This window comes from Pseudomonas sp. B611, from assembly GCF_055407965.1.
Window position 1 is genome coordinate 891129 of the sequence record NZ_JBUZST010000001.1, and the last position, 19112, is coordinate 910240.

The following is a 19112-nucleotide window of genomic DNA, read 5'->3' on the forward strand; positions in this document are numbered from 1 at the left end:
CTTGCCTGCGATAGCGGTGGATCAGTCAATAGTGTGGTGGCTGTTATACCGCTATCGCAGGCAAGCCAGCTCCCACAACAGCCCGTTCATCCCAGTGGATCTGCGCTGGAACACAGATCGCAAGCCTGTACACTGCGGGTCCGCGAAAGGAGCCTGCCATGTTGATTGTTGCCGACGAAAATATTCCGCTGCTCGACGCCTTCTTCGAAGGGTTTGGCGAGATCCGCCGCGTGCCCGGCCGTGCCATCGACCGTGCCACGGTCGAGCAGGCCGATGTGCTGCTGGTGCGTTCGGTGACCAACGTCAACCGCGCGCTCCTGGAAGGCACGCCGGTTAAGTTTGTCGGCACCTGCACCATCGGCACCGATCACCTGGACCTGGATTACTTCAAGCAGGCCGGCATCCAGTGGTCCAGCGCCCCCGGCTGCAATGCGCGGGGCGTGGTGGACTACGTGCTGGGCAGCCTGCAGACCCTGGCCGAGATCGAAGGCGCCGACCTCAATCAGCGCACTTACGGCATTGTCGGTGCCGGCGAAGTCGGCGGGCGGCTGGTCAAGGTCCTCAAGGGCCTGGGCTGGAACGTGCTGGTATGCGATCCGCCCCGGCAGAGCGCCGAAGGGGGCGATTACGCCAGCCTGGAGCAGATCATCGAGCAGTGTGATGTGATCAGCCTGCACACGCCGCTGACCAAGTCCGGCAAGGGCTCCACCTGGCACCTGTTCGACCGCCAGCGCCTTGAGCAACTCAAGCCCGGCACCTGGCTGATCAACGCCAGCCGTGGCCCGGTGGTGGACAACGCGGCCCTGCGCGAGGTGTTGCTGGAGCGCGAAGACCTGCAAGCGGTGCTCGATGTGTGGGAGGGCGAGCCTGGGGTGGATGTCGATCTGGCTGACCTGTGCGTGCTGGCCACGCCCCATATCGCCGGTTATAGCCTGGAAGGCCGCCAGAGCGGCACGGCGCAGATATACCAGGCGTTCTGTGCGCACCTGGGCCAGGCGCCGAGCATTCAACTGAGTGACCTGCTGCCGCAGCTGTGGCTGGCCGAAGTGCATCTGAATGCCGAAACCGATCCGGCCTGGGCGCTGGCGACCTTGTGCCGCAGCGTGTACGACCCGCGCCGCGATGATGCAGATTTCCGCCGCAGCCTTGTAGGTACCGTGGAAGAGCAGCGCAAGGCTTTTGACCTGCTGCGCAAGCATTACCCGGCACGCCGCGAGATCGATGGCTTGAAGGTGCGTATCAATGGGGAGTCTGCGGCGCTGGCAAATATCGTGTCGGCATTGGGCGCTACGGCAATTTGATCCCATAAAAAACCCGGCCACCTGGGCCGGGTCAGAAAGAGCTTGGGCGCTTCAGCCTTGCTTGGCAGGCGTGACCAGTCGCTGTTCCAGCTCGCGGCACGCTTGCTGGATCATGTCTTCGGTAATCGGCACTTCGCGGCCTTGGGCGTCGATGATCGAGCAACCCAGATTGGCCTGATGCGCTGTGCGGACGACTTCTACTTTGTCAGTGCTGCTAGTGTGCAAGGTCATGGCCTGTCTCCTCATCAGGTTGTGTACCTACTCTAATTCCCCCGCGTGACCGCGCTGTTACAACTCCTTGCAAGATCACCGGTTCGAACCCTCAGTCCACCAGAAACCGCTACAGATTTCCAGCCGGGCATTAGACCGATAGCCTCTAGGGGCCCATATCGGCGGGCATAATTAACCTGACTCATTGTTATTTACCCAAGTTCCCCCAATGTTGCTGTGTAGATACCTATCCTCCTTGCGCAGGTGAAGCCCTCCATGTTCTCGATCCGTCAACGCCGTGCGATTCGCCTGGCCAGCCGCTTTATTGCGCCCTATCGCTGGCAGGCGTTGGGTGCCTTGCTGGCGCTGATTGTCACGGCGGGCATCACCTTGTCCATGGGGCAGGGCATCCGCCTGCTGGTGGACCAGGGCTTCATGACCCAGTCACCGCACCTGCTCAACCAGTCCATCGGCTTGTTCATGCTGCTGGTGCTGGGCCTGGCCGTGGGCACCTTTGCGCGGTTCTACCTGGTGTCGTGGATCGGCGAGCGGGTGGTGGCGGACATCCGGCGCCAGGTGTTCAATCACCTGATCTACCTGCATCCCGGCTTCTACGAGAACAACCGCAGCTCGGAAATCCAGTCGCGGCTGACCACCGACACCACGTTGCTGCAATCGGTGATCGGCTCTTCGCTGTCGCTGTTCCTGCGCAATGCCTTGATGGTGATCGGCGGCATCGTGTTGCTGTTTGTCACCAATCCCAAGCTCACCAGCATCGTGGTGGTGGCATTGCCGCTGGTGTTGGCGCCGATCCTGATCTTCGGCCGCCGCGTGCGCAGTCTGTCGCGCCAGAGCCAGGATCGCATCGCGGACGTGGGCAGCTACGTGTCCGAGACCCTTGGCCAGATCAAGACCGTGCAGGCCTACAACCACCAGGTACAGGACGAAAAGCGCTTCGCTGTGACCGTGGAAGAGGCGTTTACCACGGCGCGCAAGCGCATCCTCCAACGCGCGTGGCTGATTACCCTGGTGATCATGCTGGTGCTGGGGGCGGTGGGCGTGATGTTGTGGGTTGGCGGCATGGACGTGATCAATGGGCGCATTTCCGGCGGTGAGCTGGCGGCGTTCGTGTTCTACAGCCTGATCGTCGGCAGTGCGGTCGGCACCCTCAGCGAAGTGCTGGGCGAGTTGCAGCGCGCCGCTGGTGCGGCCGAGCGCATTGGTGAATTGCTGCAGTCGAGCAACGAGATCCAGGCGCCGGTCACTGGCACGGTCCAACTGCCGGGGCGGGTCAGCGGGCGTATGGAGCTGCAAGACCTGCGCTTTTCCTACCCGTCGCGGCCCGACAGCTACGCCATCGACGGCCTGAATCTGACGATCAATCCCGGTGAAACCCTGGCGCTGGTCGGCCCGTCCGGCGCGGGAAAATCGACTATCTTCGATCTGTTGCTGCGCTTCTATGACCCCCAGCACGGTCGCATCCTGATCGAAGGCCTGCCGCTGACCGAGCTAGACCCCATGGACCTGCGCCGTCACTTCGCCCTGGTGTCCCAAAGCCCGGCGCTGTTTTTCGGCAGCGTCGAAGAGAACATCCGCTACGGCAACCCGTCCGCCACCCAGGAACAGGTCGAAGCCGCCGCACGCATCGCCCACGCCCACGATTTCATCCTGCAAATGCCCGACGGCTACCAGACCCACCTGGGCGACGGCGGCATGGGCCTTTCCGGCGGCCAGCGCCAACGCCTGGCCATCGCCCGCGCTTTGCTGGTGGATGCGCCGATACTGCTGCTCGACGAAGCCACCAGCGCGCTGGATGCGCAGAGCGAACATTTGATCCAGCAAGCGCTGCCGCAACTGATGCAAGGGCGCACCACGCTGGTGATCGCCCATCGACTGGCGACGGTGAAGAACGCCGACCGGATTGCGGTGATGGACCAGGGCAAGCTGGTGGCGGTGGGCACGCATCAGCAGTTGATTGCGAGCAATCCGTTGTATGCGCGGTTGGCGGCCTTGCAGTTCAGTGATGGGGTTGAAGAACAGGTTTCACACTAAACGCCAGCCCATAAAAAATGCCCGCATCTCTCAATGCGGGCATTTTCATTTCTGCTTTACGCCTTACTGATCATCAAAATAACGCTCATGCCAATCCACCAGCGGCTGCGGTGAGTTGAGCTTCTGCCCGTAGATCACCGAATAAGACAGCACGTTCTGCACATACTGGCGGGTTTCGTCGAATGGGATGCTTTCCACCCATACATCGAAACTCAGGTGGTCGGCGCCACGCAGCCATTGGCGCACGCGGCCGGGGCCGGCGTTGTAGGCGGCGGAGGCGAGCACGCGGTTGCCGTTGAACTGGCTGTGCACCTGGCTCAGGTAGGCGGCGCCGAGCTGGATGTTTTTGTCCGGGTCGAGCACTTGGGCCGGGGAGGCCAGGGGGATGCTGAATTTGCGTGCAGTCTCTTTGGCCGTGCCGGGCATCAGTTGCATCAGGCCGCTGGCGCCGACGCCGGAGCGGGCGTCGTCCATGAAGGCGCTTTCCTGGCGGGTGATCGCGAACACCCAGCTCGAATGCAGGCCACGCACCTTGGCTTCGCGCACGAGGGTGTCGCGGTGGGCCATCGGGAAGCGGATGTCCAGGTCGTCCCAGTACTGCGCCTGGCTGATGGTACGGATCGCCGGGAAGTACCACTTCATGTCGTAGGCCAGCTTGGCCTGGGCGACCATTTCATCGCGGTTGAAGTGGCGGCTGACGTGGTACCACTCGCGGCGGCCATCAACGATCTGGCCGCGGGCGTAGAACTCCAGGGCACGGCGTACGCCTGGGGTGTTGCGCACCTTGTTGACCAGTGCCTGGCTCATCACCAGCGGTCTGTTGGTCAACTGGTACGGGGATTTGGAGCGGTCGGCGGCGAGGAAGCCGTAGAAATCCCGCTCTTTGGCCACATTTTTATATAGCACCAGCGCTTGCGGGTTTTTCGGCTCGGCCAGTTCCAGGCTGCGGGCCTGCCAGTAGCGCCAGCGGTTGGTGGTCGCCAGATCCTGTGGGAGCTTGCGGGTGAGCTGGTAGGCATCTTCCCAGCGTGCCAGGCGCAACAGCAGGCGCAGACGCCATTCGGACACGGTGTTGTCGCGCAATTCCGGGTCGTATTGGGTCATCACGTCGAGGGCGCGCGGGTCGTAGCGACGGGCCAGAGTCAGGCCGATTTCGCGGGCGATCGACACTTTTTCGTCACGGGAGAAGTGCATGCTGCTGGCGTAGCCGTCGAGCAGGGCCATGGCCTTGTCCGGGTCCTGGCGCGCCAGGCGGCGCAGGCCCAGGCCTACGGCGTCAGACATGGCCTCGTTGACTGGTCGGAAGCGCGACGGGTCGCCGAGCATGTCGGGCTTTTGCGCGACATCCACCATCAAGCGGCCTTGGGCGCCCAAGGTGGGCAGGGTTTTTATCAGGCTGTTGGCCAGCGCGTAGTTGCGCGCTTCGGCGGCAAGCTTGGCGCGGTCCCAGATCTTCTGCTCGGTGAGTTGGCCATCGGCAGCCCATTGGGCAAAGGTGGCATCACAGGCGGCAGGCTGGGACTTGCCGGTCAGCCAGAGCTTTTCGGTGGTCTTGTAGCCTTCGGCCTTCAAATTATGGGTGAGCTGGAACTGGCCGTGCAGGCAGTCCAGCTCGACGAAATTGAGCTTGGGGTCGTAGTACTTTTCAAAGGTCTGCCAGTCGCCACGCTCGGCCAGCCAGCGCAACCAGCGCAACTTCATCCAGTTGGCCTGGGGCAGGTCGCCGTTTTTGCCGAGGAACTGTTCGATTTCCTCGTTGCTCGCGGTTTTCAGGCGCGCAGTCAACTCGTCATAGGCCAGGTACGGCGTCAGCGGATAGTCGGCCAGCGCCTGGCTGTATTGCATGTAAGGGCCGGAATCACCCTTGGCCAGGGCGCGCTTGGCTTCATCGTAATACTGGCGTTGGGTGGTGAGGTCCACGGCCTGGGCAGATTGGGCGGCAGTGGCGGAAAGAAGCAGACAAGATAAAAAGTTGAAAAGGCGACTGCGCATGAGACGTCCGTGCAGAGAAATCACGAATAGCGCCGGCGCGGCCGACACTGATTGCCCCTAGCTTAGCCTTTTGCTCGACGCAGGCGAAAGCTTTGCCAGCCGGTTCGTTCAGGTTGCTCGGAAATGTCCTACAGAACGTGTCTATATAGAAAATGCCAGCCGCATCCCACCCCTAACTCAGGTAGAATGCGCGCCCAGTTTTTGGAGAAGCGTATGACCCTGCTCAAATTCAGCGATGTGTCCCTTGCTTTCGGCGCTATGCCGTTGTTGGACAAGGTGTCCTGGCAGATCGCCCGTGGTGAGCGGGTGTGCATCATCGGCCGCAACGGCACCGGCAAGTCCAGCATGATGAAGCTGGTCAAGGGCGACCAGAAGCCCGATGACGGCTCTGTCTGGCGTGCCCCGGGCCTCAAGATCGGCGAATTGCCGCAAGAATTGCCGGTGGCCGACGGACGGACAGTGTTCGACGTGGTTGCCGAAGGCCTCGACGGCGTCGGTGAGTTGCTGGCTCAGTACCATCACCTTGCGCAGAACTGCGTCACCGAAGACGACCTGAACAAGCTGATGCATGTCCAGCAAGACCTCGAAGCCCGTGACGGCTGGCGCTTGCAGCAACTGGTGGACAGCACGCTGAGCCGCCTGCAACTGCCGGCCGACAAGACCCTCGCCCAGTTGTCCGGTGGCTGGCGTCGTCGCGTGCTGCTGGCCCAGGCCCTGGTGTCCGAGCCGGACCTGCTGTTGCTCGACGAGCCTACCAACCATCTGGACATCGGCGCGATCGCCTGGCTGGAAGAAGCCCTCAAGGAATTCCAGGGCGCCGTGCTGTTCATCACGCACGACCGTTCCTTCCTGCAGAACCTGGCCACTCGCATTCTTGAACTGGACCGTGGCGGCCTGATCGACTGGAACGGCGACTACGCCAGCTTCCTGGTACACAAGGAAGCCGCGCTGGCCGCTGAAGAAACCGCCAACGCCCTGTTCGACAAAAAGCTGGCCCAGGAAGAAGTCTGGATCCGCCAGGGCATCAAGGCCCGTCGCACCCGTAACGAAGGCCGTGTACGTGCCCTGAAAGCCCTGCGTGTTGAGCGCAGCGAGCGTCGTGAGCGTACCGGCAAGGCCAATATCCAGCTGGATACCGCTGACAAGTCGGGCAAGCAGGTGATGGTGCTGGAGAATGTCAGCTTCCATCACCCGGACGGTCCGTTCCTGATCAAGGACTTCTCGATGGTCCTGCAGCGCGGCGACCGTATCGGCCTGCTCGGCGCCAACGGCACCGGCAAGACCACCTTGCTCAAGCTGATGCTCAACGGCCTGCAACCGACCAGTGGCAGCGTGGAAGAGGGCACGCGTATCGACGTGGCCTACTTCGACCAATTGCGCCACCAGTTGGACCTGGAAAAAACCGTGATCGATAACGTCGCCGAAGGCCGCGACTTTATCGACATCGACGGCCAGAGCCGCCACGTCCTCAGCTACCTGGGCGACTTCCTGTTCAGCCCGCAACGTGCGCGTACGCCGGTGAAGGCTTTGTCGGGTGGTGAGCGTGCGCGCCTGCTGCTGGCCAAGCTGTTCAGCAAGCCGGCCAACCTGCTGGTGCTCGACGAACCGACCAACGACCTCGACGTGGAAACCCTCGAGCTGCTGGAAGAGGTCCTGTTGACCTTCAACGGCACCGTGCTGATGGTCAGTCACGACCGGGCATTCCTCGATAACGTGGTTACCAGCACCCTGGTCTTTGAAGGTGAAGGCAAGGTGCGTGAATACGTCGGTGGTTACCAGGACTGGCTGCGCCAGGGCGGCTCGCCGCGCCTGCTGGGCGTGACCGAGAGCAAGTCTGGCAAGGCCGACTTGAACTCGGCGGTGGTCACTCCGGTGGCTGCTGATGAGCCGGCTGTCGAAGCTGCACCGGCTGCCAAGAAGAAACTGAGCTACAAGCTGCAGCGTGAGCTGGAAGCCTTGCCGGGTGATATTGAGGCCAAGGAGCAGCAGATCGCGGCGGTCGAAGCGGACATGGCTGACGCGGGCTTTTATCTGCGTCCGGCGGCTGAGACGGCCAAGGTCATTGCTTCCCTGGAGACATTGAACCAGGAGCTGGAAGTGCTGGTTGAGCGTTGGGCTGAGTTGGATGCCTGAGTGATCTCAGTGCAATAAAAAAGCCCGGCGTTCATTCGTATGAACACCGGGCTTTTTATATGAAATGCGATCTAAAAAATGTGGGAGCTGGCTTGCCTGCGATAGCGGTGTATCAGTCGATGCATTTGGCGACTGATACACCGCTATCGCAGGCAAGCCAGCTCCCACAGGTTGATCTCGGTAGGGCTTAAGGGGCTTTGACCAGCTTGACGGCCAGTACGTCGCACGGCGCGCCGTGCAGCACATCATTGGCAGTGGAGCCCAGCAACAGCGCCAAACCGTGACGGCCATGGCTGCCGACCACAATCAGGTCGCAAGCCTTTTCCTTGGCCAGGTGGTGGATTTCCTGGCGCGGTTGGCCGTAGGTCAGGTGGCAGTCTTCCTTTTTCAAGTGCGGGTATTTGAGAATCAAACGGTCAAGGCGCTCCTTGGCCTGGTCGAATTGTTGTTGCTGCAACTGGGAAAGGTCCATCGGCACGTCCCCCCCAAAGGCCATGGCCATGGGCTCGACGATGTGCACCAGCGAGAGAATGGCGCCATTGGCCAATGCAGATTCCTGCGCGCGCTTGATCACTGGATCGCACTCTTCGGTCAGATCGACAGCGACCAGAATATGTTGGTAGGGCATGAGGCGTTCCTCCAGGGGACTGCAATAAGTTCAGTATGGCTGCTTTCAAGCGGATGGGGTTGCGTCAGATCAAATCCGCTCATCTAGAAATTCGGGAGTACACATATGACGGTCTGGATAGTGGTGTCAATCCTTGTGGTGGTGTTGAGCCCTCTGGCATGGCTGCGTCCGTCGCGCCATCAGAGCGGGCGCATGGCCCTGCGCATGGAGGCGCGCCGCATCGGCCTGGCCATGCAGCTGTCGCCCCAGGAGTGGCCGCATTGGCTCAAGCAGGAGCCGCCGAGCCCTTGTGCGCAGTACTGTCGGCCACGGCGTGGCAGCACGCCGGCGCTGTGGAGTTACTGGCAGTTGGAACCGGGGGTGTGGGTCAACCAATGGCGTGAAGTCTGCGTCGATGAGAAGTTGTTGCCGCATTTTTCAAAACTGCCGGACAACGTCTACAAGATCGAGGCCGACAAGCAGATGATCGCCTTGTATTGGGGCGAGAAGGGCGAGGCGAGTGTGTTGCAGGACATCGACACGCTGCTCAAGGCCCTGGCCTGATAAACAACAGGCAATAAAAAGCCCGACATCATCATCGGGCTGGAGTTGGCCAGGCAGGCCGGTAATTTCGTGCTACTCGCGGCGGATATTCATCCAGACGCTTTACGGTTGCGGCTAGCCTAGCCGCATATCCCGTTCTGTACAGCCCTTTTCCAGATCTTTTCTATTATTGATTTCGTGAATATTTGAATATTGACGAGGCGCTGCTCCGTGGTTCGGGTTCTGAAATGACTGGAAAGTCGCGTTTTTCCTAGCCTTTCGAGCGATTGACAATTGCCCGGAATTGGATGAAGGTGGCGTACCCAAATCAAACGGGCGTATGAATTGAGCGTTTGTCTGTCAGACCGCTCATACAGAACCCCGACTATCGCATTGGCGGGTGTGCCTGGCGGATTGGCCTGAACGTTGACGAAAACCTCAATGTCCAACCAATAGGCCAGCGTCCAATGTGTACTGTTCAGCGTCCATATCGTGGAGATCAGTTGATGATTTACGAAGGTAAAGCCATCACGGTTAAGGCTCTTGAAAGTGGCATCGTCGAATTGAAATTCGACCTCAAGGGTGAGTCCGTCAACAAGTTCAACCGTCTAACCCTGAATGAATTGCGTCAGGCCGTAGACACCATCAAAGCAGATGCTTCGGTCAAGGGTGTGATCGTTTCCAGCGGCAAGGACGTGTTTATCGTCGGCGCGGACATCACCGAATTCGTCGACAACTTCAAGCTGCCCGATGCCGAGCTGGTGGCTGGCAACCTCGAAGCCAACAAGATTTTCAGCGATTTCGAAGACCTCAACGTACCGACCGTCGCCGCGATCAATGGCATCGCGTTGGGCGGCGGCCTGGAAATGTGCCTGGCAGCAGACTTCCGCGTCATGTCGGCCACGGCCAAGATCGGCCTGCCTGAAGTCAAACTGGGCATCTACCCAGGGTTTGGCGGCACCGTCCGTCTGCCGCGCATCATCGGTGCCGACAACGCCATCGAGTGGATCGCCGCCGGCAAGGAAAACCGTGCCGAAGACGCGCTGAAAGTCGGTGCCGTCGATGCCGTGGTTGCCCCGGACAAACTGGCCGAAGCCGCACTGAACCTGATCAAGGGCGCCATCAGCGGCGAATTTGACTACAAGGCCAAGCGTCAGCCGAAGCTGGAAAAACTCAAGCTCAACGCCATCGAACAAATGATGTCGTTCGAAACCGCCAAAGGTTTCGTGGCTGGCCAGGCCGGTCCGAACTACCCTGCGCCGGTTGAAGCGATCAAGACCATCCAGAAGGCGGCGAACTTCGGTCGCGACAAAGCCCTGGAAGTGGAAGCGGCAGGCTTCGTCAAACTGGCGAAAACCTCGGCAGCCCAGAGCCTGATCGGCCTGTTCCTGAACGATCAGGAGCTGAAGAAAAAGGCCAAGGCCTACGACGAAATCGCTCGCGACGTGAAACAGGCTGCCGTTCTCGGTGCCGGTATCATGGGCGGCGGCATCGCCTATCAGTCGGCGTCCAAAGGCACGCCGATCCTGATGAAAGACATCAACGAGCACGGCATCGAGCAAGGCCTGGCGGAAGCCGCCAAGCTGTTGGTCGGCCGCGTGGACAAAGGTCGTATGACCGCCGCGAAGATGGCTGAAGTGCTTAACGGCATTCGTCCTACGCTGTCCTACGGCGATTTCGGCCACGTCGACCTGGTGGTCGAAGCGGTTGTCGAGAACCCGAAGGTCAAGCAGGCCGTACTGGCTGAAGTCGAAGGCCACGTGAAGGAAGACACCATTCTGGCGTCGAACACCTCGACCATTTCCATCTCGCTGCTGGCCAAGGCCCTCAAGCGTCCGGAAAACTTCGTCGGCATGCACTTCTTCAACCCGGTGCACATGATGCCGCTGGTGGAAGTGATCCGTGGCGAGAAGTCCAGCGAGCTGGCTGTTGCCACCACCGTTGCCTACGCGAAGAAAATGGGCAAGAACCCGATCGTGGTCAATGACTGCCCGGGCTTCCTGGTCAACCGCGTGCTGTTCCCGTACTTCGGCGGTTTCGCCAAGCTGGTCAGCGCCGGTGTGGACTTCGTGCGCATCGACAAAGTCATGGAAAAATTCGGCTGGCCAATGGGCCCGGCGTACCTGATGGACGTGGTCGGCATCGACACCGGCCACCATGGTCGCGACGTAATGGCTGAAGGCTTCCCGGACCGCATGAAAGACGACCGCCGCTCGGCGATCGACGCGCTCTACGAGGCCGAGCGCCTGGGCCAGAAGAACGGCAAGGGTTTCTATGCCTACGAGGCTGACAAGAAGGGCAAGCAGAAGAAAGTGGCCGATCCATCGGTTCACGAAGTACTCGCGCCTGTCATCTACGAGCAGCGTGAGGTGTCGGACGAAGACATCATCAACTGGATGATGATCGCCCTGTGCCTGGAAACCGTACGTTGCCTGGAAGACGGCATCGTCGAGACCGCCGCCGAAGCCGATATGGGCTTGGTGTACGGTATTGGTTTCCCTCCATTCCGTGGTGGTGCGCTGCGTTACATCGACTCGATCGGTGTGGCCGAGTTCGTTGCCCTGGCTGATCAATACGCTGATTTGGGCCCGCTGTACCACCCGACCGCGAAGCTGCGTGAAATGGCCAAGAACGGCCAGAGCTTCTTCGGTTAAGCGCCCAGACGACTAGAGCGAGAATATTTATGAGCTTGAATCCAAGAGACGTGGTGATTGTCGACTTCGGTCGCACGCCAATGGGCCGCTCCAAGGGCGGCATGCACCGCAACACCCGCGCCGAAGACATGTCGGCGCACCTGATCAGCAAATTGCTGGAACGTAACGTCAAGGTCGATCCGAACGAAGTCGAGGACGTGATCTGGGGCTGCGTCAACCAGACCCTGGAGCAGGGCTGGAACATCGCGCGCATGGCGTCGCTGATGACCCAGATCCCGCACACCGCTGCCGGCCAGACCGTCAGCCGCCTGTGTGGCTCGTCGATGAGCGCGCTGCACACCGCTGCGCAAGCGATCATGACCGGCAACGGTGATGTGTTCGTGGTCGGCGGCGTGGAGCACATGGGCCACGTCAGCATGATGCACGGCGTCGATCCTAACCCGCACATGTCGTTATACGCGGCGAAAGCCTCGGGCATGATGGGCCTGACTGCGGAAATGCTCGGCAAAATGCACGGCATTACCCGCGAAGCCCAGGACGCGTTCGGTGTGCGTTCCCACCAGCTCGCCCACAAGGCGACCGTGGAAGGCAAGTTCAAGGATGAGATCATCCCGATGAACGGTTACGACGAGAACGGTTTCCTGAAACTGTTCGACTACGACGAAACCATTCGTCCGGACACCACCCTGGAAAGCCTGGCGGCCTTGAAGCCAGCGTTCAATCCGAAGGGCGGCACCGTGACAGCGGGCACTTCGTCGCAAATCACCGACGGTGCTTCGTGCATGATCGTGATGTCGGCGCAGCGTGCCCAGGACCTGGGTATCCAGCCGCTGGCGGTGATCCGTTCGATGGCAGTGGCGGGTGTGGACCCGGCAATCATGGGCTATGGTCCAGTACCGGCCACACAAAAAGCCTTGAAGCGCGCGGGCCTGACCATCTCCGATATCGACTTCTTCGAGCTCAACGAAGCTTTCGCCGCACAGGCCCTGCCAGTGCTGAAAGATTTGAAAGTACTCGACAAGATGAATGAGAAGGTTAACCTGCACGGCGGTGCGATTGCCCTGGGCCACCCATTCGGTTGCTCCGGTGCACGTATCTCCGGCACTTTGCTTAACGTGATGAAGCAAAATGGCGGCAACCTTGGGGTTGCAACCATGTGCATTGGTCTCGGCCAAGGCATTTCCACCGTCTTCGAACGCGTCTAAGCGTTGAGTTGACGGAAGCCGGGGCCCAGTGCCCCGGTTTTTGTTTTTGGGTGGTTTTGTATTTTTTTTTTAACAAATTTTGTAAGAGGGCCAGAGCATGCAAGTCAAACCAGGGCTCTACCAGCATTATAAAGGTCCGCAGTACCGTGTTTTCAGTGTGGCGCGGCACTCCGAGACCGAAGAGGAAGTGGTGTTCTACCAAGCACTGTATGGCGATTACGGCTTTTGGGTGCGCCCTTTGAGCATGTTCCTGGAGACCGTCGAAGTTGACGGCGAGCAGGTCCCGCGCTTTGCTTTGGTGCAGGCCGAAGCCAGTCTTTTTTCCGGGCAATAACGGCAGGTCGCGCAGAATGCTGCGCTTGACCTCACCTTGTTGCCACTATATATAGCGTTGCCGCGACAGGCGCCAACTGCCTCTCACTTCTCGAATTCAGGAATTTTCCGATCCATGGGCAAATCGCTGGTCATTGTGGAATCCCCGGCTAAGGCCAAGACCATCAACAAGTACTTGGGTAACGAGTACGTGGTGAAGTCGAGTATCGGCCATATCCGAGACCTGCCCACCAGCGGTTCGGCTAGCGCCAGCAAGGAGCCTGCCGCCAAGCGCGGCAAGGCCGCTGCGGGCGAAGGTCCGGTGCTCACGCCTAAAGAGAAAGCGCGCAAGCAGCTGGTCTCGCGCATGGGTGTCGACCCGGATCATGGCTGGAAGGCCAAGTACGAAATCCTTCCGGGCAAGGAAAAGGTCATCGAAGAGCTGCGCCGGCTCGCCAAAGATGCCGACACCATCTATCTCGCAACGGACTTGGACCGCGAAGGGGAAGCCATTGCCTGGCACCTGCGGGAAGCCATCGGCGGTGATGACAGCCGCTACAAGCGTGTGGTGTTCAACGAAATCACCAAGAAAGCCATCCAGGAAGCCTTCTCCAAGCCGGGCGAGCTGGACATCGACCGCGTCAACGCCCAGCAGGCCCGGCGTTTCCTCGACCGCGTCGTGGGCTACATGGTCTCGCCGCTGCTGTGGGCGAAGATCGCCCGTGGCCTCTCTGCTGGCCGTGTGCAATCGGTGGCGGTGAAGCTGGTGGTGGAGCGTGAGCGCGAGATCCGTGCGTTCATCCCTGAAGAATATTGGGAAGTCCACGCCGACCTCGGCACCGCCAAGGGCGCCAATGTGCGCTTCGAAGTGGCCCGTGAGAAAGGCGAGGCCTTCAAGCCGCTGAACGAAGCCCAGGCCATGGCCGCGCTGGAGAAGCTCAAGTCTTCCAGCTACAGCATCGTCAAGCGTGAAGACAAACCGACCAGCAGCAAGCCGTCGGCGCCGTTCATCACGTCCACCCTGCAACAGGCCGCGAGCAACCGCCTGGGCTTCGGTGTGAAGAAAACCATGATGATGGCCCAGCGCTTGTACGAAGCCGGCTACATCACTTATATGCGTACTGACTCCACCAACCTGTCGCAAGACGCGGTGGCGATGGCACGTACTTATATTGAAGGCGAGTTCGGCAAGAAGTACCTGCCGGAGAACCCGAACGTCTACAGCAGCAAGGAAGGCGCACAAGAGGCTCACGAAGCGATTCGTCCTTCTGACGCCAACACCACGCCGGCCAAGCTGACCGGCATGGAACGCGACGCTGAGCGCCTCTACGAGCTGATCTGGCGCCAATTCCTGGCCTGCCAGATGCTGCCAGCGCAATACCTGTCCACCACGGTGACCGTGGCGGCTTCCGACTTCGAGCTGCGTGCCAAGGGCCGTATCCTCAAGTTCGACGGCTACACCCGCGTGATGCCGCAAATCGCCAAGCCTGGTGACGACGACGTGCTGCCGGACATGGCCCAGGGCGATACGCTGAAACTGATCAAGCTTGATCCGTCCCAGCACTTCACCAAGCCGCCGGCCCGTTACTCGGAAGCCAGCCTGGTGAAAGAGATGGAAAAACGCGGTATCGGTCGTCCTTCGACCTATGCGGCGATCATCTCGACCATTCAGGATCGTGGCTACGTTGCGCTGCATAACCGTCGCTTCTACTCGGAAAAGATGGGCGACATCGTTACCGAGCGTCTGTCCGAGAGCTTCTCCAACCTGATGGACTACGGCTTCACCGCCGGCATGGAAGAGAACCTCGATGACGTGGCCCAGGGCGAGCGTGATTGGAAAAGCGTGCTGGACGAGTTCTACGGCGACTTCAAGAAGAAGCTCGAAGTGGCCGAAAGCCCAGAGCACGGCATGCGCGCCAACCAGCCGGTGATGACGGACATCCCGTGCCTGACGTGCGGCCGTCCGATGCAGATCCGTACCGCATCCACTGGCGTGTTCCTCGGTTGCTCGGGCTACAGCCTGCCGCCGAAAGAGCGCTGCAAGGCCACCGTCAACCTGGTGCCGGGCGATGAAATTGCGGCTGACGACGAGGGTGAATCCGAGTCGCTGGTACTGCGTGGCAAGCACCGCTGCCCGATCTGCAGCACGGCGATGGACGCTTACCTGCTGGACGAGAAGCACAAGCTGCACATCTGCGGTAACAACCCGGATTGCAACGGCTACGAGATTGAAGAGGGCACCTACCGCATCAAGGGCTACGAAGGTCCGAGCCTGGAATGCGACAAGTGCGGCAGTGAAATGCAGCTCAAGACCGGCCGCTTCGGCAAGTTCTTCGGTTGCACCAACGCGACCTGCAAGAACACCCGCAAGCTGCTGAAAAGCGGTGATGCGGCGCCGCCGAAAATGGACCCGGTGAAGATGCCGGAGCTCAAGTGCGAGAAGGTCAACGACACCTATATCCTGCGTGACGGTGCTTCGGGCCTGTTCCTGGCCGCGAGCCAGTTCCCGAAAAACCGCGAGACCCGTGCGCCGTTGGTGATGGAGATCGTGCCGCACAAGGACGAGATCGATCCTAAGTACCACTTCCTGTGTGAAGCGCCGAAGAAGGACCCGGATGGTCGTCCAGCCGTGATCCGCTACAGCCGCAAGAGCAAGGAGCAGTACGTGCAGACCGAAGTGGACGGCAAGCCTACTGGCTGGAAAGCGTTCTACGACGGTGGCAAGTGGAAGGTCGAGGACAAGCGCCAGGGCGCTTGATCGGCTAGTCTGACCAGGTTGTAGGGACGGGCTTGCTGTGGCGAGGGAGCTTGCTCCCGCTGGACTGCGCAGCAGGCCCAAGATTTTGGGGGCGCTGCGCACCCCAGCGGGAGCAAGCTCCCTCGCCACATTACAAAGCCAGCATCACGCCTCTTTTCGTTGTGGAGACTGCCGTTATGGCCAACGAACTCTATACCCGTACCAATCAGAAAATTTACTTCGCGGGTTTGTCCCTGGAAGCCCTTGGCCGCGCCGAGGAAGGGAAGGAGATGAATGCCATCGCGTTGGTCCAGGCGGGGCGTGAGGCGGCGTTGTTCCACCTCTACGGTGCGTTGCTGGGGTTGTGCCATGAAATCGCCGGGTTCTATCGCTTGCCCCAGGCTGGTTCGCCGCGTGCAGAAATGATCATGAATCGTGAAGTGCTGGACACAATGGCGATTCCTGAGCTTGCTGAGTTGGTAGAGATGGCCCAGAGCCCCGACAGTTGGGTTGCGCGCTTGCTTAAGGCCCATGCCGATATGTTTCAGCCACCACGTGTTCCCCATGTGCCCAAGGGTGATGTGACCCAGCCATTGATCGTGGCAGTGGCGCTGGAAGAAGACGAGCCCAAGCCTCTGAGCCGGGAAGAGCTTGAAAACTGGCGTCAGGAGCTGAAGAAAATGGCGCTGCGTTTTCGTGAAGGCTTGAACGAGTGCTAATGCATCCCCACTTATCCTATAAGCAGCGCAAAGCACCATTCATCATGCTGTAAAGAAACCTCTTCAGATCCTCAGCGGGGCCGGGTGGATGACTGATATAATCCCGGCCTTTCGTGGAGAACTGACTTTTATGCCAACGTCCTTTCTGGAAATTGTTGAACTGCCTGACGGTCGAATCGAGCTGCGCCGGGCTGAGGACGAGGGTTCTCTGGTGACTTTGGACTTTTCCGAGGACGCAAAGGCGTTCCTGCAAGGCCAGCACGTGGAAGTGGCAAAAGCCATGTTGAGCGTGGGTGTGCAGATGGCAGGTCGCCTGGCGGAAGGCGAGCCGGAGAAGGATGATGGGCCGCGGGTGCTCCACTGAGTCCGTTGGTCCATTTTTGGCTGTTTGTTACAGATCGGCTTCTCAGTCCTGAAGAAGCCTCGTGTCCATCGCGGGCACTGACATCCGTCAGCTAGCCGCGAGTCTGACACTGCTAGCGTTTATCCCAATCGAATATTCAAGCTTTGTGCATCGCCCGTACGTGCAGCACTGATCAGTTGCTGCTTGGCACTTGCATTCAACGGATTCAACCAACTCACCACCGTATGGCTACGGCCCAGGCGCAACGCTTCGCAGGTCAACTGCTGGGCACTTTGCGCGCCGCGCGGTTGCAGCAGCAGGATGCGTTCACGGTTGAGGCCGGCATCCCGCAGCCAGGCTTGGGTCAGGCTGGCGGGCGGGGCGATCAGCGTCAGCCAGCGGGCGTCGTCCTGTTCTTCGCTCAGCTCGCGCAGGATTGGCGCCAGCAGGCTCAGGCAGCTCCCGGCCGCACCGCGCAACGACAATTCACTGAACGCCTCAGGCTCGGCGCTCCAGGGCGCCTCGACCGTTTCCTTGAGGATGGGCGCAAGGGGTTGGGCCATAAAGGCCTCGAACAGCGACAGTTGTGTGTGTTGCGGGGTGTGCACGAGCTGCATGATGCCTCCTTTAGCGGCGAATGACGCCGACGCTCAAGCCTTCGATCACCAGGTCCTGATCTTTCAGGTTCACTTCAATCGGGGCGAACTCAGGGTTCTCGGCCAGGAGCCAGACCTTGCTGCCTTCGCGCTTGAAGCGTTTGACGGTGACTTCATCGCCGATACGGGCGACAACGATCTGGCCATTACGGGCTTCGCGGGTGGTGTGGACGGCCAGCAGGTCGCCATCGAAGATGCCCACGTCCTTCATGCTCATGCCATGGACGCGCAACAGATAGTCGGCGCGAGGATGGAAGAAGGTCGGGTTGATGTTGCAGGATTCCTCGACGTGCTGCTGCGCCAGGATCGGCGCACCGGCGGCGACGCGACCGATGATCGGCAGTGTCGATTCGTCGGCCTTGGCTTCGAAGCCAGGGATGCGAATGCCGCGTGAGGCACCTGGGGTCATCTCGATCGCGCCTTTGCGAGCGAGGGCCTTGAGGTGTTCTTCGGCGGCGTTGGGGGACTTGAACCCCAGTTCCAGCGCAATTTCCGCTCGTGTCGGCGGGTAGCCGTTGTCATCGAGGCAGCGCTTGATAAAAGCCAGAATCTCAGCTTGGCGTGGCGTCAGTTTTAGCATGTTGATCGCTCTGTCTTTTTATACAGTGACTGGGATTATATACAGTGAACTGCGCTTGGCAATCATCCTTTTCTGTCACTCCGCTGGACGGTCATTCGTCACTCCTCCTACAAGCCGGAGATAGCGCTGCCTACAGAGCGGGACGGATGTGATTAAATAGCGATGAAATAGATGACTGCCCGGCCGGAAAACGGCCCCTCAGGGTTGACAAGACACAACCTGAAACGTATGTTTCAAACAAGTGTTTGTCAGGCGGAGTAGCCATGGCCCAGTCGGAAACCGTTGAACGCATTCTCGATGCTGCCGAGCAATTGTTCGCGGAAAAAGGATTTGCTGAAACTTCATTGCGGCTGATCACCAGCAAGGCTGGGGTCAACCTCGCCGCGGTGAATTACCATTTCGGCTCGAAAAAAGCCCTGATCCAGGCGGTGTTCTCGCGCTTCCTGGGGCCGTTCTGCGCCAGTCTCGACCGCGAGTTGGAACGCCGCCAGACCAAGCCCGAAAACAAGCCAAGCCTGGAAGACCTGCTGGAGATCCTTGTCGAGCAAGCGCTGGTGGTACAACCGCGCAGCGGCAACGACCTGTCGATTTTCATGCGTTTACTGGGTTTGGCGTTCAGCCAGAGCCAGGGTCACTTGCGCCGTTACCTGGAAGACATGTACGGCAAGGTTTTCCGTCGCTATATGTTGCTGGTCAACGAAGCCGCCCCGCGCATTCCGCCCATCGAGCTGTTCTGGCGCGTGCACTTCATGCTCGGCGCTGCGGCGTTCAGCATGTCCGGGATCAAGGCCCTGCGCGCCATTGCCGAAACCGACTTCGGGGTGAATACCTCTATCGAGCAGGTCATGCGCCTGATGGTGCCGTTCCTCGCCGCCGGCATGCGTGCCGAGTCCGGGGTGACCGACCAGGCCATGGCGGCCGCGCAATTGCGCCCACGCAGCAAATCCACGCCGGCAGTCGCCAAGGTTTGACCCTTGCGGGTGTGCGCGGCCGCTTGCATCCGCTAAGCTAGCCGCCCATGCCGAATTCAGCTATTTACTCGCAACCTGCTGTGCTCACCGTGCTCAT

General features: G+C 60.2%; 16 protein-coding genes. 11 read left to right on the forward strand and 5 right to left on the reverse strand.

Annotated features, from left to right (window positions below; translation table 11 throughout):
* The first annotated feature begins 158 nt into the window (after positions 1 to 158).
* On the forward strand, positions 159 to 1301 hold the full coding sequence (gene pdxB, locus ACZRMO_RS04260; RefSeq protein WP_463972006.1) for a 4-phosphoerythronate dehydrogenase PdxB: 1143 nt from the start codon (positions 159 to 161) through the stop codon (positions 1299 to 1301).
* A 51-nt stretch (positions 1302 to 1352) separates the two neighbouring features.
* On the opposite strand, the gene ACZRMO_RS04265 is transcribed toward pdxB, so the two are convergent.
* Positions 1353 to 1532 carry a PA1571 family protein gene (locus tag ACZRMO_RS04265; protein WP_017737326.1) on the reverse strand — a complete coding sequence of 60 codons (180 nt, stop codon included), beginning with the start codon at positions 1530 to 1532 and terminating at the stop codon, positions 1353 to 1355.
* Positions 1533 to 1787: 255 nt separating this feature from the next.
* Between ACZRMO_RS04265 and ACZRMO_RS04270 the strand changes: the two genes are divergently transcribed.
* Positions 1788 to 3563 carry an ABC transporter transmembrane domain-containing protein gene (locus ACZRMO_RS04270; protein WP_124528028.1) on the forward strand — a complete coding sequence of 592 codons (1776 nt, stop codon included), beginning with the start codon at positions 1788 to 1790 and terminating at the stop codon, positions 3561 to 3563.
* A gap of 63 nt (positions 3564 to 3626) precedes the next feature.
* Here ACZRMO_RS04270 and ACZRMO_RS04275 read toward each other — a convergent pair whose 3' ends face one another.
* Positions 3627 to 5555: a transglycosylase SLT domain-containing protein gene (locus tag ACZRMO_RS04275; protein WP_463972007.1), complete on the reverse strand. Its 1929-nt coding sequence runs from the start codon at positions 5553 to 5555 to the stop codon at positions 3627 to 3629.
* A gap of 213 nt (positions 5556 to 5768) precedes the next feature.
* Here ACZRMO_RS04275 and ACZRMO_RS04280 point away from each other — a divergent pair, with 213 nt between their 5' ends.
* On the forward strand, positions 5769 to 7688 hold the full coding sequence (locus tag ACZRMO_RS04280; RefSeq protein WP_463972008.1) for an ATP-binding cassette domain-containing protein: 1920 nt from the start codon (positions 5769 to 5771) through the stop codon (positions 7686 to 7688).
* 187 nt (positions 7689 to 7875) lie between these two features.
* On the opposite strand, the gene ACZRMO_RS04285 is transcribed toward ACZRMO_RS04280, so the two are convergent.
* Entirely contained in the window at positions 7876 to 8316 is a 441-nt protein-coding gene (locus ACZRMO_RS04285) for a universal stress protein (RefSeq protein WP_124528029.1), read from the reverse strand.
* A 105-nt stretch (positions 8317 to 8421) separates the two neighbouring features.
* Between ACZRMO_RS04285 and ACZRMO_RS04290 the strand changes: the two genes are divergently transcribed.
* From ACZRMO_RS04290 to ACZRMO_RS04320, 7 genes are all read left to right on the forward strand, one after another.
* Complete coding sequence (locus ACZRMO_RS04290) at positions 8422 to 8859, forward strand: hypothetical protein (protein ID WP_463972009.1); 438 nt, start codon at positions 8422 to 8424, stop codon at positions 8857 to 8859.
* A 485-nt stretch (positions 8860 to 9344) separates the two neighbouring features.
* Positions 9345 to 11492 carry a fatty acid oxidation complex subunit alpha FadB gene (fadB, locus tag ACZRMO_RS04295; protein WP_463972010.1) on the forward strand — a complete coding sequence of 716 codons (2148 nt, stop codon included), beginning with the start codon at positions 9345 to 9347 and terminating at the stop codon, positions 11490 to 11492.
* Between the two features lie 29 nt (positions 11493 to 11521).
* A complete protein-coding gene (fadA, locus tag ACZRMO_RS04300; protein ID WP_026136849.1) occupies positions 11522 to 12697 on the forward strand; it encodes an acetyl-CoA C-acyltransferase FadA in 1176 nt (391 codons plus the stop codon).
* 97 nt (positions 12698 to 12794) lie between these two features.
* A complete protein-coding gene (locus ACZRMO_RS04305) occupies positions 12795 to 13031 on the forward strand; it encodes a DUF1653 domain-containing protein (RefSeq protein WP_463972011.1) in 237 nt (78 codons plus the stop codon).
* 114 nt (positions 13032 to 13145) lie between these two features.
* Positions 13146 to 15767 carry a type I DNA topoisomerase gene (gene topA, locus ACZRMO_RS04310; RefSeq protein WP_463972012.1) on the forward strand — a complete coding sequence of 874 codons (2622 nt, stop codon included), beginning with the start codon at positions 13146 to 13148 and terminating at the stop codon, positions 15765 to 15767.
* Between the two features lie 176 nt (positions 15768 to 15943).
* On the forward strand, positions 15944 to 16465 hold the full coding sequence (locus ACZRMO_RS04315) for a DUF6586 family protein (RefSeq protein ID WP_124528034.1): 522 nt from the start codon (positions 15944 to 15946) through the stop codon (positions 16463 to 16465).
* Between the two features lie 130 nt (positions 16466 to 16595).
* A complete protein-coding gene (locus ACZRMO_RS04320; RefSeq protein WP_026136850.1) occupies positions 16596 to 16829 on the forward strand; it encodes a hypothetical protein in 234 nt (77 codons plus the stop codon).
* Positions 16830 to 16948: 119 nt separating this feature from the next.
* On the opposite strand, the gene sulA is transcribed toward ACZRMO_RS04320, so the two are convergent.
* Entirely contained in the window at positions 16949 to 17425 is a 477-nt protein-coding gene (sulA, locus tag ACZRMO_RS04325; RefSeq protein WP_124528035.1) for an SOS-induced cell division inhibitor SulA, read from the reverse strand.
* 10 nt (positions 17426 to 17435) lie between these two features.
* The gene (gene lexA, locus ACZRMO_RS04330) at positions 17436 to 18044 is read right to left on the reverse strand and encodes a transcriptional repressor LexA (protein ID WP_003172575.1); all 609 of its coding nucleotides are present in this window, start codon (positions 18042 to 18044) and stop codon (positions 17436 to 17438) included.
* Between the two features lie 263 nt (positions 18045 to 18307).
* On the opposite strand from lexA, the gene ACZRMO_RS04335 reads away from it, so the two are divergent.
* The gene (locus tag ACZRMO_RS04335; protein WP_124528036.1) at positions 18308 to 19015 is read left to right on the forward strand and encodes a TetR/AcrR family transcriptional regulator; all 708 of its coding nucleotides are present in this window, start codon (positions 18308 to 18310) and stop codon (positions 19013 to 19015) included.
* The last annotated feature ends 97 nt before the right edge of the window (positions 19016 to 19112 follow it).

Bases quoted from the DNA above. Each gene is read 5' to 3' on its own strand.
- pdxB (WP_463972006.1), top strand. From the start codon at position 159: ATGTTGATTGTTGCCGACGAAAATATTCCGCTGCTCGACGCCTTCTTC.
- ACZRMO_RS04265 (WP_017737326.1), bottom strand. From the start codon at position 1,532: ATGACCTTGCACACTAGCAGCACTGACAAAGTAGAAGTCGTCCGCACA.
- ACZRMO_RS04270 (WP_124528028.1), top strand. From the start codon at position 1,788: ATGTTCTCGATCCGTCAACGCCGTGCGATTCGCCTGGCCAGCCGCTTT.
- ACZRMO_RS04275 (WP_463972007.1), bottom strand. From the start codon at position 5,555: ATGCGCAGTCGCCTTTTCAACTTTTTATCTTGTCTGCTTCTTTCCGCC.
- ACZRMO_RS04280 (WP_463972008.1), top strand. From the start codon at position 5,769: ATGACCCTGCTCAAATTCAGCGATGTGTCCCTTGCTTTCGGCGCTATG.
- ACZRMO_RS04285 (WP_124528029.1), bottom strand. From the start codon at position 8,316: ATGCCCTACCAACATATTCTGGTCGCTGTCGATCTGACCGAAGAGTGC.
- ACZRMO_RS04290 (WP_463972009.1), top strand. From the start codon at position 8,422: ATGACGGTCTGGATAGTGGTGTCAATCCTTGTGGTGGTGTTGAGCCCT.
- fadB (WP_463972010.1), top strand. From the start codon at position 9,345: ATGATTTACGAAGGTAAAGCCATCACGGTTAAGGCTCTTGAAAGTGGC.
- fadA (WP_026136849.1), top strand. From the start codon at position 11,522: ATGAGCTTGAATCCAAGAGACGTGGTGATTGTCGACTTCGGTCGCACG.
- ACZRMO_RS04305 (WP_463972011.1), top strand. From the start codon at position 12,795: ATGCAAGTCAAACCAGGGCTCTACCAGCATTATAAAGGTCCGCAGTAC.
- topA (WP_463972012.1), top strand. From the start codon at position 13,146: ATGGGCAAATCGCTGGTCATTGTGGAATCCCCGGCTAAGGCCAAGACC.
- ACZRMO_RS04315 (WP_124528034.1), top strand. From the start codon at position 15,944: ATGGCCAACGAACTCTATACCCGTACCAATCAGAAAATTTACTTCGCG.
- ACZRMO_RS04320 (WP_026136850.1), top strand. From the start codon at position 16,596: ATGCCAACGTCCTTTCTGGAAATTGTTGAACTGCCTGACGGTCGAATC.
- sulA (WP_124528035.1), bottom strand. From the start codon at position 17,425: ATGCAGCTCGTGCACACCCCGCAACACACACAACTGTCGCTGTTCGAG.
- lexA (WP_003172575.1), bottom strand. From the start codon at position 18,044: ATGCTAAAACTGACGCCACGCCAAGCTGAGATTCTGGCTTTTATCAAG.
- ACZRMO_RS04335 (WP_124528036.1), top strand. From the start codon at position 18,308: ATGGCCCAGTCGGAAACCGTTGAACGCATTCTCGATGCTGCCGAGCAA.